Origin of the sequence: Pseudomonas sp. CP-1, assembly GCF_021213715.1 — a bacterium.
Classification (GTDB): domain Bacteria; phylum Pseudomonadota; class Gammaproteobacteria; order Pseudomonadales; family Pseudomonadaceae; genus Pseudomonas; species Pseudomonas aeruginosa.
Map to the genome: position 1 here is coordinate 258228 of NZ_JAJQKY010000007.1, position 16446 is coordinate 274673.

A 16446-nucleotide genomic window follows, 5' to 3' on the forward strand; every position below is an offset into this window, starting at 1 on the left:
CCGAAGTAGAGACTTCGTCAGGTGCAAGGAGGCTGAAAACCATCAGACAAGGAATGAAGTACCTGTGAACAAGAGCACCCTGCGCAAGACTCTGCTGGCGGCATCGATCGCAGCAAGCACTCACGTATACGCTGTCTCGGGCGTAACCGACCTGACCCAGGATGTCAGCGGTGATACCGAAGTCGCCCTGTCGCTCAGCGAACACGGAAACGTCACCCTGACTGGCAATGCTCAGCGCATCGAAGGCGAGGATGGGGTTGGCTTCGAAGGCGTGAAGATCAACGGCAATCTGGTCAACAACGCCAACATCACCGCCCGCGGCTCGGCTGTCGACGGGTTGGACCTGGACATCAGCGACGACCAGAACGCCACTCGAACCGAAGTCACCGGCGACATCATCAACAACGGCAACATCGACCTGACCGGGGCCGGCGCGGTCGGTATCGTGATGGACGGCGTCCGTGCCAACAGCCTGATCAACAACGGCAATATCGACGTCCTGGATGATCCGGACGGCGTAGAAACCGACAAAGCCCGTGGTATCGAGATCGGCAACACGAAGCTGGAAGGCGATGTCATCAACAGCGGCAACATCGTCGCCACTGGTGAAGGCGCGAAGGGTATTACCGCCTTCTCCAACGGCGCTGACCTGAACAACCAGACCAAGATCGGCGCCGATGTTGAAAACAAGGGCAACATCTCGGTGTCCGGCGACAACTCCATCGGCATCGAACTGGACGACGTGCAGTTTGGCCACGACATCCTGAACAACGGCGGCATTTCCGCTGCGGGCGACAATGCGATCGGCATTTCCGTCGACGACACCCACTACAACGCCATCGTCAACACCGGCCTCATCATCGCTCGCGGTGCCGACTCTCGCGGCATCCTGGTGATGGACTCCACCGGCCCCAACTCCGACCTGGGCAACAACGGCATCGTGAACAGCGGCAACATCGTTGCCGACGGCATCGCCATCCAGATCGGCAATCGCCCGGGCAATGGCAGCGGTACGGACCACTTCATCATCACCCAGAACGGCGGCCTGATTCAGGGTGGCGAGAAATCCATCGATGGCAACATGCAGACCATCCTTCGCTTCAACGGCGGTACCATCGCCGGCGACATCGAAGGCCTGGACTCCATGCAGGTCAATGGCAACGCCAACTTCATCGGTGGCGAAATCGAAGCCGATGACGTTCAGATCAAGGGCGGCCAACTGAACCTGTCGAACCTTCACACCGACCTGACCGGCAACCTGAGCATCGCCTCCGGAGCAGCTCTGCAGGTCCGCCTGAGCGACAGCACCAACGTGAACACTCCGGTGGTCAGCGTCGACGGCACCGCCAGTTTCGCTGCCGGCAGCAAGCTAAATGTCACCGCCAACCCGGGCGACTTCACCGGTACCCGCCAGGGCACTGCGTATACCCTGGTATCAGCGGACGACATTCAGAACTCTGGGCTCGAAGTAAAGAGCAGCTCCGCTCTGCTGCAGGTCAAGTCCTACGAAATCGGCGAGCAGCTGGTCACCGCCGTGGTTACCGGCAAAACCGGTGACGCCGCTCAGGACATCCTGAAAGGCCAGGGCTCCAGCCGTAACGCGCTGAACGCCATCACTCCTTTCGTGGACTCGGTCATGGGCAACATGAGCAGCGACGACCAGGTCTTCCAGGCCTTCGCCAACGCTTCTGAAGCTGAACTCGCCAAGCTGGCCGAGCAACTGGCACCCCAGGTGAACGGCGGCGCTACCCAAGCTGCGATGGGTACCCAATCGCTGGTTTCCAACGCCATCAACTCCCGTCTGGGCTCCTCGTCTGGCATGTCCTCCGGCGACGTTCTGCAAGAAACCGGTGTATGGATCAAGGCCCTGCATAGCGATGCCGACCAAAACCGTCGCAATCAGATCGAAGGCTTCAGCGCCGATACTGATGGCATCATCATCGGCGCCGACGGCAAGCTGAACGAGCAGACCACCCTCGGTCTGGCCTACAGCTACGCCACCAGCGATGTCGACTCCGACGACGGCAACAGCACCGATGTGAAGAGCCAGGCTCTGATCGCCTACGGCAGCTGGAAGCAAGGTCCGGTCTTCGTCGACGCCAGCCTGACCTTCGGCAAGAACGACAACGAATCCAAGCGTCACATCGCTGGCACCACCGCGAAGGGCGACTACGATTCCGACCTGTTCGGCCTGAACGTCCTGGGCGGCTACGGCTTCAACGTGGGTGACGGCTACATCGTCGAACCTCGTGCAGCCCTGCGCTACAGCAACCTGAAGATCGACGGCTACACCGAGAAGGGCTCCTCCGCGGCACTGTCGGTAGATGGCCAGCGCATCGAAGTTGCCGAGCTGGGCGCCGGTGTGCGCTTCGCCAAGGACTTCAACGTCGGCAACGGCACTCTGAAGCCGGAAGTCACCCTGATGACCTACCACGACTTCGCCGCCGACCAGGCTGACACCACCAGCGCATTCGTACTGGGTGGCAACGCCTTCGTCAGCAACGCCGCCAAGCCGACTCGCAACAGCTACGAGGCTGGCGTAGGCGCGGAGTACAGCGTCGGTGCCATGACCTTCGGTGCCTCGTACAACTACCTGCGCAAAGCCGACTTCAACGCCGACACCTTCTCGCTGAAAGCTCGCTACGACTTCTAGGACATACCAGGAAGTCGTTCCGCAAATCACAATGGCCCGCCTCGTGCGGGCCATTGTCCATGTGACCGAGGAAAGCCGATGTACATCGCCCTTAACCGCATTATCCTCGCCGCCGGCGCGCTCCTAGCCCTCTCAGGCTGCGCCAACAACGTCAACCTCAAGGAAATCTCGAGCGGGTCCAGTCTGCACCCTGAGGTATTGCTTTCATCCCCCTACAATATCCAGGCCTTAGTGCCCGCCGGTACCAGATACCGCACACTTCGGGTGTACATCGAGGGCGATGGCCATGCCTGGGCCACCCGAACACAACCGAGCACAGATCCTACACCTCACACGTCTCTGATGGCTCAATTCGCGGCTGAAGATCCCGCGCCAGCAGCGTACTTGGCCCGGCCTTGCCAGTTCGTCATCACTGGTGCATGCAAACCAGCGCTCTGGACGTCCGAACGCTTTGGGCGGGCGTCTGTTGATGCCATGAACTCCGCCTTGAACAACCTGAAATCCCGGTACCGGACTGAGTCCTTCGAACTGGTGGGATATTCCGGCGGCGCTGCCATAGCTTTGATCCTAGCCGGCGAGCGTGATGACGTTGGACAAGTTCAAACCATCGCAGGGAATGTCGATCCTGTGACCTGGACGAAGCTCAAGAACATCACCCCTCTGCTCGGATCGCTCTCGCCACTGGAATACTCGGCTCGCCTCGCCGGCATCCCCCAGAGGCACTTGATCGGCCAAAACGACGAGGTGGTGCCTGCTGAAGTCGTACGAGCGTATAGCCTGCAGGTCCAGGCAAAATGCCTGTCCACCGTCGTGGTGCCAAGTGCGTCTCACGACCGCGGCTACGCCGACGCATGGCGTGCGGTAAGGGATCTGCCTTTCAACTGCGACATGAGCGGCAGCCCCCAATCATCCCAGGCTGAATAGCCCTAATTTCTTTGAAGGACGCGGTCATGCAACAGCAGATCATCATCCAGCCAGAAGGCAGCGAACTGATCTACGAGGTTCTCGTCAGCCATGACGGCGGTACCGTCTGGGTCAACTGTTCGGACGGCAACAGCGTTGGTCGCTTTTCCAAGCATGCCGGCATTGACCTTCATCGGACGATCGCAGAGCAGATGGCGGGGGAGGGCCAATGCCTGGACTGCACTCACGAACCGGCCGGGCCCGAAGAATGGGAGCGATTCTGTGGTGGGTTGACACAACACTTCAACGTCACCCTTCCGCCGGATCTCATTCGATTCCCATAACTCCATCGTTCTCAGAAAGGACATTCCTACTGATGTTGAAGAAATTGAAGGATCAAATCGCCGTCCAGTGGGGACGGTTCACCGGTTGGCTCGACGTACTCGAGCGCCGTTGGAAATCGTACTGGTTGAAGAGGGTCGCATCCGCAACAGCATTCGCTATGGTCGCAGGCTTCACCTTGCTGGCCCTATACGGCCCGGCTGTATCCGTGAGCTACCTGGTGACTGCGGCCGGCCTATTACTGGTAGCGCTAAGCCTTCTCGTGCGGTTCAAGTTCTTGCAGGACCTGGCGACATTGTCAGGCGTTGCCCTAGCCGCCTGGTGGTATGTTCAATCCCTGCCTGGCGTCTTCAACCCGGTCCAGCACGTGAGGTTCGACGCAGAACCTCAGACGTCTGGATTTTTCGTCTTGCCGAAGACCAGGCCGCAAGGAAAGTCGCAAATCGATGACTGTGATTTCGACTCAGCAAGCTCCACGCTTACATGCTCGGTGAGGGTTGTGCCAGTTCCACCTGAGAAGACGGTGGAAGCTCCGGATGACAGGTTGTCACTGCAACCGTGAAAGAGAAAACCGCCACAAGGGCGGTTTTTTTACGCAACCTGATCTTCAAGCCAGGGATTACCAGTTTCCAACCAACGGTCACCACATAAGCCATCCGCCGGCACGGGCCACGGCGCCTTTTTCTCCAGATCAGATGGGGATTGCGGCGAGCGGAACAGATCCAGCTGGTCTTCCCCGGCAGTAGTGGCTTGGTGGGCTGCGTTCATCTGATGTGCCTGAAAAATCTTGGTTGAAGCGAGGTGTAGCAGGTTATCACGACGTTACTCGTCGTCTTCCAGACGCTCCGCGATGCCTGGGAAGACCTCACCATGGCCAGGCTCCCACCGCGGCGCACTGAGCGAGGCCGGCTGACCGATGGCGAGCTTGCCAAAATTGAACTTGGGCTGAACGTACCCTTGGGCATTCTGAACACTCTTCCAACCCACATATCTCATCATGCTGATGAGGTCCCAGCCCTCGTCGATCGCCCAGTTGGCAAAGCCATGTCGGAAGGAGTGGCTGGTGTAGCGCTGCTCTACGCCGGCGGCTTCGGCTACTCGCCGCAGGATGGGACCGATAGCGGAACTCGAGAGCCCCTCATCCGCCATCCGCCCCCAGCGAGTGATAGGTCGGAAGACGGGCCCATAGTGAATACCAGAGTCTTCGAGCCAATGCGTGTATGCCCTGACGGGGCAAAGCTCGATGAGGGCCGGCACGATGAATTCCTGGCCAAGCGCATCACGGTCATGCTTGGTTTTTCTAAGGAAAATCCGCATATCCCGGTCTGGAATCACCGTGATGTTGTGTGCTTCGATCCGGCTCAATTCGTCGCTTCGGAAGGCACGCCAGAAGCCGATTAGCACCAGCGCGCGATTGCGTGAAGCGGCCAGCTGCTTGGCGAGATCGCCGGCAGAAATTGCGGCGCGCTCAGCGGTGTCTAGGTAGTCGATCATCTTGCGCAGATTCTCGATCGCGATGGGGAGGGCCTTCTTGGGCGCTTTGTTGAACAACGCCCGGATGCCCTTCATGGTCCGCTTCACCTTACTCTTGGTTGGGTCAGGGAAACCGAACTCTTGGTGCCACTTCGCAATGGCTGCAACTCGCAACTGCAGGGTGTTGACAGAGAGCTCTCCAGCAAAAGTGCGGACGTAGCGATCCACCATCTCCTCGGTGGCAGGAAGCAGCCCCCCATTGCTTTTGAAATGCTCACGAGCCTGCCGGTAGGCCTTGTCGGTGTTCGGGCTACCTGCGGCGCTATCGATGAGGGCTGACTTCAACTCGAAGTCCATGGCCATCACCTTGTTGCCGGCATTGTCGTTGTCGGGTCGCTTACTCATAGTCAAGGTCGCTGAAAGGGTCTAAGCATCCTAACGCAGACCTGTGCGATTTGAACGCTGCCAGTGGTCCCGGCAGCGCCCTCGCGTGTCGAATGTGATTATTGCTTGCTCTGGCCCCACATCCGCTCAACTACATCGTCTTCAAGCTTGTAGCGCCCCTTCGGGCACTCAACGATCCATGGCGACTTTCTGGCCCGGGAGTTGAAACCCACCAGCTTGCAGGGGCCCAGGCTGGTATGCGGTTTAGTTTGGGACACGTCGTATCCGTAGAGGTTGGCTGCTTGTTCGAGTTCAGTTTGGGCTTTGGACTTTGCGCCCTTTACCGTGGCCTCGACCTTGATCGTGCAGGTCCCCTGCGGGTCGTAGGTGATTTTTCCAGCCTCAATGCTGATTTCGGGATGGAGGTTGGCCAGTGCGCTGTTGATCAAGCCACGAAGAACCTTGAGGTTGGTGGTGTTGAAGCCGGAGGTGAAGTCGGTCATTTGGAGCTCCTTCTGAGGTGCTGTTGAAAGGTGACGACCATTCTCCGGCCCCCTCACTGTGCCAGAAGCCAAACCTGGAAGAATCCCAACATCAGTCCTCGTACTCCTGTAGCAAATCACCCAGGCCGTCACTATCCCGAGAAATCTTCACCTCGGCCGTTATCATCACCAGTACCACCAATACTGAGTTCGCCTATGAAACGTGCCATCGTTTTGTCACTCGTACTTACATCGGTAGCCGGCTGTGATGCCCTAACCGAAATGGCTGCCAATGTCAGCCAGGCGTTTATTGCCCAATACCCCGACCTGCAGAAGCCGATCAGCCTGGTGTTCGTTCCGGGTTACAAGGTCATGATCGGCGGCAAGGCCACACCGATCACCGGGGAAGACACTTGCCCACCGCAGGACGGCGTTATGGCCAAATTGTTCGGGCCCAATCCCTATGAGGGCAGCAACAAATGTGTTGAGGTTTCGCCGACAGCGACCGAGGTGCACGTGAAGTTTCCCGACGTAGCTGCAGGCGGGAGCCTGAAGGAGGAGAAGTGGAGCGTCCTGCGCGATGGGGGTCGTGTGGCGCTTCGCCGGCCGAATGGTGACTTTGTGACTCCGGAGAAGTCCTGAAGTGCAGCGTGGCGACAAGCTGAAAAGCTTCAAGACCGAGGTGGTGATTCCGCTGTTGATCCTGGGCTTGATCGCCATCTGGAACATGGATCGGCTTGCGGCAACATTCTTCGAAGCCGAACACGCCACGGTCAGATTGAAAAACTGCGCCAGCGCCGAGTGCGAGTTGCACGGCACTCTCCGGATTGAACCAATGTCCGGTGACTACCTCCTGACCAGCGTTGAGGGAAGGGTCACCCGCTTCCCTCAATCCTCTCTGGCCAGCGCTCGCTGGCCGGCCAAGATTGCCAAGTAGGCAAGCCTACTGATTCATAACGACAGGCTGAAGCATCGTCGGAAGGACGACCGGATCGATCACCTGGGTCAGTAGGTGATCATGCCCCTCCACGTGCCAGTTGGCCCAGATCCGCCCCTTCCCATCAGGCTCCAGGCTGAGCCAGTTTCGTTCTGGTACCAGGTAGTGGCCCTTGAAGCCGATCGGCAGCATGCGGGCGTGAACACCGTACTCAATGACCTCTTCACCTGCCCCGAACTTCTCCATGAAGTAGACGGCAACTGCCGGCGGCGGTGTGTGCACAATCCCCGTAGATACCAGCTGGAAGATGGCTCCAGCACCATTTCCATGCTGTGGCAGCATCGATTCGATTACAGCGGCGGCAGCGACGTGGACATCACCGCTGACGATAGTCACCCGAGTGCCTTTTGCCGAGAAGTTCAGCAAGCGCTTGATCAGTCGCTGCCTTTCGTCACGGTGGGGTTTGCTACGCCAATGATCGCGGAGATCGTCCTCGAGCTCCCACTGCCCGGGCAAAGCATTGAGAGCCACCTCCGCGGCATTCAGGTCAAGGTAGGCGACCGGTAGGCTGGAGTACACGATCAAATGCTTGTGCTTGGAGGTATCGAGCTGATCCAGCCAGGCGAAGATAGCTTCCCAGGTGTACTCCGAGACAATCTGTGTCGGGCTAAGGCCGTCAGGACGTTTTAGGTCAGGGTGACGTTCGCTGCGCAAATCCGGAACCAGAAAAGCGACCTCGCCGAGACCGGAGTAGGCAAGGCTGAAGCCTTTGGCCTGCGGACTCTGGTTAGGTACCGCAGAGGGGTGGACTTCATCCTCAGCCAGCTGCTGCTGAAAGAGCCTGTAGTACCGCGTCGCCAGCCGGAAGAGGTTCTGGTAGACGTCGCACTCATGCAGGTCCTGAGGATATGAGCCCCACCCATCGGTGATGTCGTGGTCGTCCCACATGGCCACGTAGGGGATCGACTGCAGCATCTCGCGCGGGCCGGCCTGATTCCAGCGCTGGACATAGAGTTGGGTGAAGTATTCGTCGACCTGCTTTTCCAGCTTTCGTGACCATTTCGCAGCTACCTGCTTGCTATGCCACAGATCTGCCCAGTCCTTCATCTCTCCGGGTATCACCATCAAGTCATCGGTGTAGACCTGGTCTCCCCCCATGACCAGGACATGGAATTCTTTACCCTTGATCTTGTGACGAGCAGCCATGTCGAACCAGCGTTCGTTCTGCCTATCCTTCACCTTCTTGCGGTACTTGTCAGCAGAGAACCCGTTGCACGAGCCATAGGCAACCCTCGGAGACTCCCCAAGGGCAGGAACGAAGAAGCTCGCCTTGCCTCCTGACACACTGCAGGAGCACTGCTGCGACTTAGCAGCTTTCTGAGACGTTGATAGGTCTACCCTCCAGACATCCTGGGTTGGACTTCCGAATGGGATCGAAGCGATACGGGTGACCTTGTCGACCACGCAGTTTGTGGGCTCAGGCTTCGGTTTGGGGTCACCTTTATCCAGGACAACAAGAGCAGAGACTTGGTACAGATCGTTGTGGATACCGCGGAAATGAAGGATGGGACCGAGTAACAGGCTCATGCGCTGTCCTCCTTGACGTAAAGGTATGAGCCCCGTCCTCGCTGACTTTCAGTCACCCCACAGCGCCGGCCGCAGCTTTCTCGATGGTTGCAATGTGATACTAGCCGGTGCCTGAGAAAATGCTCGATCGCCCGAAGTCTCTATGTGGCGCGGACGTCAAACCCGAGAAACCGCAGAGCCTTGGCCATGCGTCCGTTGATTGGGGGCACCTGTTCTGGCTTCAGCGTTCCGACCAGCTCCAATGCACAGAATCGGCCGAAGGAAGCGAGTTTGTACTTCGGATCGTAAAGTACGGAGCCAATGCGTGCGGCAAACTCCTCGTGGCCATGAATCAGGTAAATCAGGGTGTCCTGAACACGACCGAGGTCCTCCCGGTTCCCTTCCCAAAACTTGGCCGGCAGAGCCTCGGCGCCACCCAATGTGAAACGGAGCTGCTCGGAGAATGCGTGGACACACATCAGTGCTGCAGCGATCTGCTCCTTGCTGCTGGCACGAATCGACTCCGGGCTCTCCATCACCGCGTGCAGTGTTTCCAGCAGTTCGAAGTAGTCCTCTGGAATCCGAGGAGTAGCGGTGGAAAGCCATTCCATTACCAAGGTTTGGATTTGGGTCCTTCGATCTTGAGGCCTGCGGATGGGGGCATCCTGCCACGCAGCATCTCCTGGGGCGTGCTCGAGTCGCACCCAGTTCAAGTAGCGGTTCACCTCCGGTCCCCATGCAAGGCCGTTGAATTCAGGTCGGCGAGTGCCTTGCTCACGAAGGATTGCGGCGACCTCCTCAAACGCCGGCAGGTATTGCTCATAGATAGTCTTCCTCAGATCACTGAGGTAATGCTGCTGAGCGGTCTTATGTCCGCTGCCGGCAAGGACAGTTGGAGGCTCTACATCAGCGAGGCTTTGGAATGGGGTATCCCGACTGTCCATCCGACTGGCCTTCTCCCAGGCATCCTTGAATTTCAGATAGACCTGCCTGGTTAATACCTCGGCACTGTCCCAAAGCACAGCGAACAGCGCCTCGAGGTCTCTGATCCGCTCTTCATCGCCAGGCTGGTCGAGCAGAACGACTGCTTCTCGGTTGCTGACCAGGCCGCCATCCGTGAGGTTTGCTGAGCCCAACATGGCCACGCCATCGAAGAGGAAGATCTTGGCATGGAAGCCATCCGTGAAGTACCGGATGGAGCAGTTGTCGGCTTCGAGTGCTTGGCGCAGGGCGGCGGGATTCGTCGCTGGATTGAGCCCCACCAGGAGATCTATCTTCGCGCCACGTTCCGCAGCCTCCAATATCTCGCCCGGGCGAGTGAAGTAGGGCGCTGCAAGCCGGATATGCGACGCTGTAGAGATAAGCCGCTGGAAAGGCCTGAGGACTTGGTCCTGGCCGGGGCTGTTGGTGAAGATGCTGCTGTCCGCCATGCTGACAACCTGTTCCGTGATCTTCAGGACAGGCTGGCAGCAAGGAGCGGGGACTTCAACTGAGTCGGCGCGCGATTGAGAAGAGGGCGGCCCGTTCCGCATCGAGGTCGGGGCGGTGGAGGAAGGGGAGCCACTCAGCCGCCAGGTCCTCCTCGAGCGCGTTACGAGGGACGCCTGGCCAAAGGTTACCAGGGGGGCTAACCACCGGCACAACAGATCTTCCTTTTGCGTACAGCAAGCCCCAACGGGCAGGAAGATCTTCCGGCCGTATCAACCCCTCCGGGCAGAGGTAGAAACGGTAATTGCCCAAGCCTCCGGAAACCCGCTCCGGCTTCAAGCGATCGGCCCGGAAGTCACTGAGGCTGACCTTCACCTCAATCACTCCGGAACACATGGAGCGGAATCCCAGAACATCGGGCCGCTCACGGCTCCCTGCTGCCCAAATTTCGGTAGTAACCACAGGGAAGCCGTTCTTCTTGAACCACCTGGCCCCCATGGCTGTCAGCTTGTCATGCTCCGGACTCGGCATATTCCCCTCTCTTTTTTTGACCTGATCAATGGGTTCAGGCGTCAACGTCTTGGGCATTCGGCGGCGGCACGGGCAAGGTTAGGATTTGCGCCAGGTCATAGACGTACACCTCGACGCTGACCAGCTTGGAAGCGTGGTCGCCTTCACGGCTGACGAACTGGGCGATCTTGTGCGTCCCCGGGAAGCTCTGGGCAAACAGCGCCCGAAGTGCATCGCGGGATGCCGGGCAGTCGGTCACGCCTTTGCCGTCGTCGTCGTGCAGGACAAAGCCACGGCGCTCCAGGTCGGCCAGCCAGAGCGCCTTGCGCTCGGCGTGGGACAGATGCTCAGCGCCGGCAGTGAGCGGTCGAGCAGAAAGGGACTGCAGGGAAAATCTCACCTGCAAGCTATATTCCCCGAACTGAATTTCGCTGGTATGGCCGAAGCCCTCCAGCCGCCACCAATCGCGCAACTGGCGGGCCAAGTTGCCGAGTGCCGGCTGTATGGCCTCCGCCGGCATCTGCCGGCCCAGCAGCGCCTCCAAGTCGCGAATGCGCATATTGGCCTGACGCAGTTCGCCGAAACGCTGCTCGATAGTCGCTTTCGACTCCGTATCGACGCCGAGCAAGCGGCCTAGGGTGGCCAGCTCAAATTCGGTCGTTTCCATCGCCATGCGCGCCTGGGCACGGGTCAGGCCAGGCACGGTGCTCTGTTCAAGAAGGAACGGCAAAATGGCGAGACTCTGCTGCGCCTTCTTGACTGTGGCCTTGATGGCGGCCCGCTGGTCCTCGCTCAGATCCAGAGGCACCTGTTCGGCGGGGTCGTCAGTATGTTGGGTAAGGCGGTGCACTGGTCGAAACTCCTTTTGGCGCAGCGGTGGGTAAGTGCTCTTTACCCTGATTAATCCGCCTTGTTGGCAGCTGAGTCAGCCTCGGCAGCGTGAAGTCGTCGCTGCTCAGCTTCTTTCAAGTCATTTGATCGACGCATCTCATTAGCGATCCTGTCCAAACTGGAGGACACCCACCCCAGCCCGAGCAACAAAAAGGGCGCAAAAAACAACAAAAACCAGAAATCCAAAATGATTCCTCCTGCAATTAGCCGCGAAAAATAGCCCGCTTCTACGGCCTCAGCCCAGCGATTGCTGGGCTTAAGCGGTACTGCGATCACTTCCCGAGACTTTCGGGGGTGAAGAGCACTTTTCTGTTCTTGTAGAGGCTCTGATACACGTCGGTGGGAAGGGAGGCTATTTCCGGGATTGCCTTGACGTCCTGGATTGCTTTGACCGCGGAGGTGTCAAATGCCTTATTGCCGCTCGACTGATGAACACGGACTTGCTTGATCACGCCCTTCCGATCCATCTCGATTTCGATGGTGACCTGCATGCCATCCTTTGCACTAGCCGGACGGTGCCAGTTGCTACTGATTCGCTCCACCAGCAGGCTATCGACTTTGTCAGGAGTGACCGGCCCATCGACTTTCTGTTCAGTGTCCAGCAGCTCGGCCAGAGCCTTGGTCTTGGGGCCGCTGACTCCGGTACCGACGCTTGGGGTAGTAGTAGATCCTGGGGCAGACTTGGCCTCGCCAGTTGTTGCTCCCAGCGGGCTGGCGTGCACAGACGACGGAGGCTTCCCGTTACCATCTTTGCCAGCTGCCGCAGGGCTGCGAGCAAGCTCGACCACTTCCTTCACCAGCCTAACCACACCCTCGATCTTGGCATCGGCGTCGCCGGCACGCCCCTGTAGATCAGCAATCTCTTGCTTCAGCTGATCGACTTCTCTGGCGTACTGGTCGGCCGTCTTCTTCGCGCCCAGAGCGATGAAAAAGCCGCCCGCGGAAAACGCGAGCACCACGGCACCAACTGCAACGGCCATCAGCGCATTCTGTTTCTCGTTCACACCGATCCCCCTGGGTTTACATCGAAGAAGGGAGGATAACGGGCGCTTCCGATGCTCCAAAGTCAAAGGGTCGCGCGCAAATCCCCGTCCGTTGGATGACGCTGAACAAGAGACCTGATCAGCCGATCGCCATGGCCATCCTCCGATCATGCAAAGAGTCCGCGTCCTCCTGACCAGATTGATTGCCAATCAACTCCCGCCCCCTTGCACTGTCCAAACTAAACCCCCGGCGCAGTTTGATACCAAAGAGGCCCATAGCGTGGGCTAGGGTGTACCAACTGCTGTGCTGCTTGAGGGTCAACGTGTCTCCGTGCACCACCACGGCAGGAATATGCAAAAGACTTAGTTGCAGATACGCCATGTGGACGGCCCTGCAGTCGATATCGACCAGGGTGGCGTGCAGGTGCTGCTGGTAGTTGATGCCCAATTCTCGCAGGCGAAGTGCAAACGCGATGACCATCGCACCAGCCCCACAAGAGGGTTCCGAAAGGGTGATGAACCCTCGCTCCTCGATAAGACTTTGAACATGTCCTGTATCAGCAAGCGTCAGGTCCGTAAGGACCTGGCTGATCGATTCTGGGGTGAAAAACTGTCCACTCCGAGAATTCGAGCCGCCTACCTCCATGAACAGCCTTCCCAAGATATCGCTGGGGTCTTTTTCCAGGGCCTGCTGTAACTCATCGAGCATTGCACGGAATAGGTATTGATCCTTCGGCTTGTACCTTTGGATCAGCCGCATGTACTGGGCTTCCCGGGCCTCCCGGTGGAGCACGTCTACTGCGTTTGAGACCGCCACGGCTGCCATCTCGCAGAAGTCTTGAAAGACCTCGCGGGGTGGGTGGTAGCCCACCGAATGAATGAGCTTGGCCAGGTTGTCGGTGTGCTGCTTTGCGGGTGACATACTGCGCTCCATCAGTTTCTAGATGGGCGCAGTATTCGGTGGGATAGGTTGTGCCAGAACCGGTGCCGCTTGGTATGGTTGGTCAGCTCTTACGGCGGGGCAAAGCCCGAACCTCCGGTCCAATTACGAAATCGTGACCAGGTGGGGCCTGGACATAGTCCGCTTCCGGTTGGATAAGCAAGGGGGCAATGTCGCAGCCCAGCTGCTCGACGTTTCCGAGCTTCTCTAACTCTTCCTTCAACCAAAGAACCTTCGCATCTATCTCGTGATAGGCGACTTCCCACTGCAGGCCGATGTAGCCATTACGTCGCTCCTGCAGTCCTTCCGCGATCCGGTTCAATTGCTTATCGCTCGGCTGCAGCCAGTGAAGGGCCAGAGGATTGGTCAGAAAAACGGTCCCCGGCCTCACATCCAGCGTCAGGAACTGATTGTCGGACCCAACCTGGGAGAACATGTGATCAGCCTGAATCGCCAGGTTGATGAAATACAGCCCCTCCCAGTCTGGATCGGCATGAGGCCATGACTCACAGCATGCCACCCAAAGCGTGGCGGTGGACAGGGGGTAGGGAAGGTCGTTGAGGCCAGCGGTGTGGATCTCGATGATGGGGCTCAATGAGGAGGTGACAACCTGCTCTGGGATGGCAACCGCAATTAGGGACTCTGCATCTACGGCGAAGGTATTCATGAGTCTTCTCGAGCTTGAGGCCGGTAAGGCGAAGTCGGCCAGGTAGAGTTAGGATCAATGGGCCAGGTGCGGTCGGCATACGCCATCGCAGCTTCGCGGGAGCGGAATCGACGGCGCATCACCTTCGAGGGATGACCAATATCCGACTTGTCACCGGTAATGTACGGCGGCCACGCCAGCCAATAGTCGGCTTCTGGCTGATCGTTTTCATCATGCGGCTGGGCCGCACCCGCCATATCCCGGCGCGTCCAGCTGCTCGGCCTGAACTCTCTCCAAGTCGGGGTCTGGCTATCCATAGGTTACTCAACAGGCTCCATCTGCCGGCGAGCTGAGGCAATGCGCGGGAGACGTACTGGCCTGGCAGATAGTTCCTGGAGGTGCGCACCCAGATCGAAGTGGCCCGCCGCGCGCATCAAGGGCACTATCCTCATTGCCCTTGCATCCCCTCGAGGGAGAAATACCGCCCGGCCGTCGAGGTGGCGAGGCAACGGTGTCCAAAGGAAACCGGCCCGGTATTCCCTCATTGCATCGAAGAATCGTTGGAAAGCCTCTGAATCATCATTCAGGGCAAACACCTCATACTCGCCAACCAGCCGAGACACCGCGGCCTGAGAAAGGCGGTGGACGCGCAGAAGGCCTTTCAGAGGAACGGGAACTTCCAACCGGGCAGCCAGGTAGCGGCCAGCCACGAAATGATGGGAACCCCCAGAGTTCATCAAGAAAACTCGGCCGTCCCACTGGTGGCATGCAAAGAAGTCGTCGGTGGAGTCGCGATGAAGGATGCGGATCTCGTACCACCCCAGGCTCTTTTCAAGGTTCGCGTGAGTGATCTCCCCTACGAGATACTGCGTCCTGGCCACAGCCATAGCATCGAGGCTCTCGAAATCTCGAAGCTCCGACTTGGAGGCACAAAGCCCCTGGACATCCTGGATCTCACACTCCCAGGACTCGACGATCTCTGTGTAGCCAACGTTGGCCAGCGCATCGATGGTGTAGTGGTAGCTGCAGAATTCGGTTCCAACAGCCTTCCATCCAAGCAGCTCCCCCGGTGCTCGCCAGTTTCCGGTCAAGTAGCTCCCCTTGCCCCACTCGTGCCACCGAACGACCTCTGATGAGGCAATCGAACAGGGCTGTCCTGGTAAATCGAACCTCAGATCGCGGTTTTGCTGCAGCATATGCCCAAGGGAGGCCGGATGCCCGAGGCAGTCCAAACTGAAGCGAAGGACCTTTGCCCATGTGTCACGCATAACGCCATTCTCCGTTGTGTTGAATCCCAACCATTGTCGGGGCTTAGGAGGCTGCATAGCTGTCAATTCGCCCCAGTTGGAGGGCCGACCCCACGGCGCGCCATCAGTGTTTGAGGATAACGGGCAAGGGGCTAGTCGAAGAACCTTCGTGGGATTCAGCGGCCGAAAGCAGCAGCAATCTGTGGATTGAGCCAGAACCCTGGCCGTCCACGGAACAATTCAGCGCCAGTGCGGATGTGCTGCAGCATCAGTTCGCCCGACATCCAGGTGCGGCCGAGCAACTCGGCTGCCAGGGATGTCATGTTGCGACCGGCCCAGGCATCCACTACAAGATCGCCTTCCTCAGTCAGAAACTGAATCAGGAACTCGGGAATCGAAAAGGGCATCGGAGCACCGTGGGTCGGCAAGCCAAGGGCCTCTGCGGCTTTGCGGTGTTGAGTGCCGTAGGCGCAACGGTGTCCACGGGTGATCACGTTCTTCGGGATCGATCCGGCAGTCTCGTTGCTGAAGCTGCCCGGACGTAGGCGATATGCGCCATCACCGTAGTTCGTGTGGCGTTTCTCGCCACCATTCTGGATCAACCGCAGATGCCGTTCGGAATGCGGCTGGAGGACGCGGTTGTTGTTCGATTTGCATTTCAGCGGGTTCTTTGCGAACCAGAGTACAGGCTCATACCCCACATTGAGTTGCTGACGGGATTTCGAGGCCCACTGAACCGGACCAGGAGCCTTTGCGGGGTTTTCCCAGATGAGCCGGTCCATCAGGTAGAGTCCAAATCGATCACAGACTTCCAGTACCAGGCGCTCCACATAGGTCGAGCGCGCCGGTAGTCCCGGGAGGAAGCAATCCTGCGATACGTTCAAGACGAGACTGCCTTCTTCTGCCAGCGCCTCGACCACAGGCTCGAGCGTGGCGCAGATGAAGTCGACGATTTCCCGCTCATCAGGGTTGCCGTAAGCCCTTTCCTTCCTCAACGGGTACGGCGGAGATGCCGCCTTTTGTTAGCAAACCCTATTGAGGGAAATAGAACCGTCGTGGAG

General features: G+C 58.6%; 17 protein-coding genes and 1 pseudogene. 6 read left to right on the plus strand and 12 right to left on the minus strand.

What is annotated here, in order from left to right; all coding sequences use genetic code 11:
• Positions 1-64 precede the first annotated feature (64 nt).
• The 4 genes from LT948_RS16925 to LT948_RS16940 all read left to right on the plus strand — a co-directional run bounded on the left by LT948_RS16925 (position 65) and on the right by LT948_RS16940 (position 4460).
• Positions 65-2653 (plus strand): autotransporter family protein, encoded by a 2589-nt coding sequence (locus LT948_RS16925; protein ID WP_021018613.1) that lies wholly within the window; start codon positions 65-67, stop codon positions 2651-2653.
• Positions 2654-2731: 78 nt separating this feature from the next.
• Positions 2732-3577, plus strand: a complete 846-nt coding sequence (locus tag LT948_RS16930) for an alpha/beta hydrolase (RefSeq protein WP_010792944.1) — start codon at positions 2732-2734, stop codon at positions 3575-3577.
• Between the two features lie 26 nt (positions 3578-3603).
• A complete protein-coding gene (locus LT948_RS16935) occupies positions 3604-3900 on the plus strand; it encodes a hypothetical protein (protein WP_021018614.1) in 297 nt (98 codons plus the stop codon).
• Positions 3901-3932: 32 nt separating this feature from the next.
• On the plus strand, positions 3933-4460 hold the full coding sequence (locus LT948_RS16940) for a hypothetical protein (protein WP_021018615.1): 528 nt from the start codon (positions 3933-3935) through the stop codon (positions 4458-4460).
• Between the two features lie 260 nt (positions 4461-4720).
• On the opposite strand, the gene LT948_RS16945 is transcribed toward LT948_RS16940, so the two are convergent.
• Together LT948_RS16945 and LT948_RS16950 are read right to left on the minus strand one after the other, a co-directional pair.
• Entirely contained in the window at positions 4721-5776 is a 1056-nt protein-coding gene (locus LT948_RS16945) for a site-specific integrase (protein WP_010792946.1), read from the minus strand.
• A 98-nt stretch (positions 5777-5874) separates the two neighbouring features.
• A complete protein-coding gene (locus tag LT948_RS16950) occupies positions 5875-6258 on the minus strand; it encodes a hypothetical protein (protein WP_010792947.1) in 384 nt (127 codons plus the stop codon).
• Between the two features lie 195 nt (positions 6259-6453).
• Between LT948_RS16950 and LT948_RS16955 the strand changes: the two genes are divergently transcribed.
• Both LT948_RS16955 and LT948_RS16960 read left to right on the plus strand, forming a co-directional pair.
• Positions 6454-6879: a hypothetical protein gene (locus LT948_RS16955; RefSeq protein ID WP_021018618.1), complete on the plus strand. Its 426-nt coding sequence runs from the start codon at positions 6454-6456 to the stop codon at positions 6877-6879.
• Position 6880: 1 nt separating this feature from the next.
• Entirely contained in the window at positions 6881-7174 is a 294-nt protein-coding gene (locus tag LT948_RS16960; protein ID WP_010792949.1) for a hypothetical protein, read from the plus strand.
• 6 nt (positions 7175-7180) lie between these two features.
• On the opposite strand, the gene LT948_RS16965 is transcribed toward LT948_RS16960, so the two are convergent.
• From LT948_RS16965 to LT948_RS17010, 10 genes and pseudogenes are all read right to left on the minus strand, one after another.
• Complete coding sequence (locus LT948_RS16965; protein ID WP_010792950.1) at positions 7181-8761, minus strand: alkaline phosphatase D family protein; 1581 nt, start codon at positions 8759-8761, stop codon at positions 7181-7183.
• 140 nt (positions 8762-8901) lie between these two features.
• Entirely contained in the window at positions 8902-10170 is a 1269-nt protein-coding gene (locus LT948_RS16970; protein ID WP_010792951.1) for a phospholipase D family protein, read from the minus strand.
• Positions 10171-10225: 55 nt separating this feature from the next.
• The gene (locus LT948_RS16975) at positions 10226-10699 is read right to left on the minus strand and encodes a hypothetical protein (RefSeq protein WP_010792952.1); all 474 of its coding nucleotides are present in this window, start codon (positions 10697-10699) and stop codon (positions 10226-10228) included.
• Between the two features lie 34 nt (positions 10700-10733).
• Entirely contained in the window at positions 10734-11528 is a 795-nt protein-coding gene (locus tag LT948_RS16980; protein WP_010792953.1) for a hypothetical protein, read from the minus strand.
• 50 nt (positions 11529-11578) lie between these two features.
• A complete protein-coding gene (locus LT948_RS16985) occupies positions 11579-11845 on the minus strand; it encodes a hypothetical protein (RefSeq protein ID WP_125862946.1) in 267 nt (88 codons plus the stop codon).
• Positions 11842-12573: an energy transducer TonB gene (locus LT948_RS16990; protein ID WP_021018620.1), complete on the minus strand. Its 732-nt coding sequence runs from the start codon at positions 12571-12573 to the stop codon at positions 11842-11844. The genes LT948_RS16985 and LT948_RS16990 overlap by 4 nt, the downstream gene beginning before the upstream one ends.
• A 118-nt stretch (positions 12574-12691) precedes the next feature.
• Entirely contained in the window at positions 12692-13474 is a 783-nt protein-coding gene (locus tag LT948_RS16995) for an N-6 DNA methylase (RefSeq protein ID WP_010792955.1), read from the minus strand.
• 82 nt (positions 13475-13556) lie between these two features.
• On the minus strand, positions 13557-14159 hold the full coding sequence (locus LT948_RS17000; protein WP_021018621.1) for a hypothetical protein: 603 nt from the start codon (positions 14157-14159) through the stop codon (positions 13557-13559).
• A gap of 299 nt (positions 14160-14458) precedes the next feature.
• On the minus strand, positions 14459-15229 hold the full coding sequence (locus tag LT948_RS17005) for a DUF6685 family protein (protein ID WP_202034894.1): 771 nt from the start codon (positions 15227-15229) through the stop codon (positions 14459-14461).
• A gap of 332 nt (positions 15230-15561) precedes the next feature.
• Positions 15562-16386, minus strand: a pseudogene (locus LT948_RS17010) (DNA methyltransferase); the annotation flags it as partial.
• Positions 16387-16446: the final 60 nt, after the last annotated feature.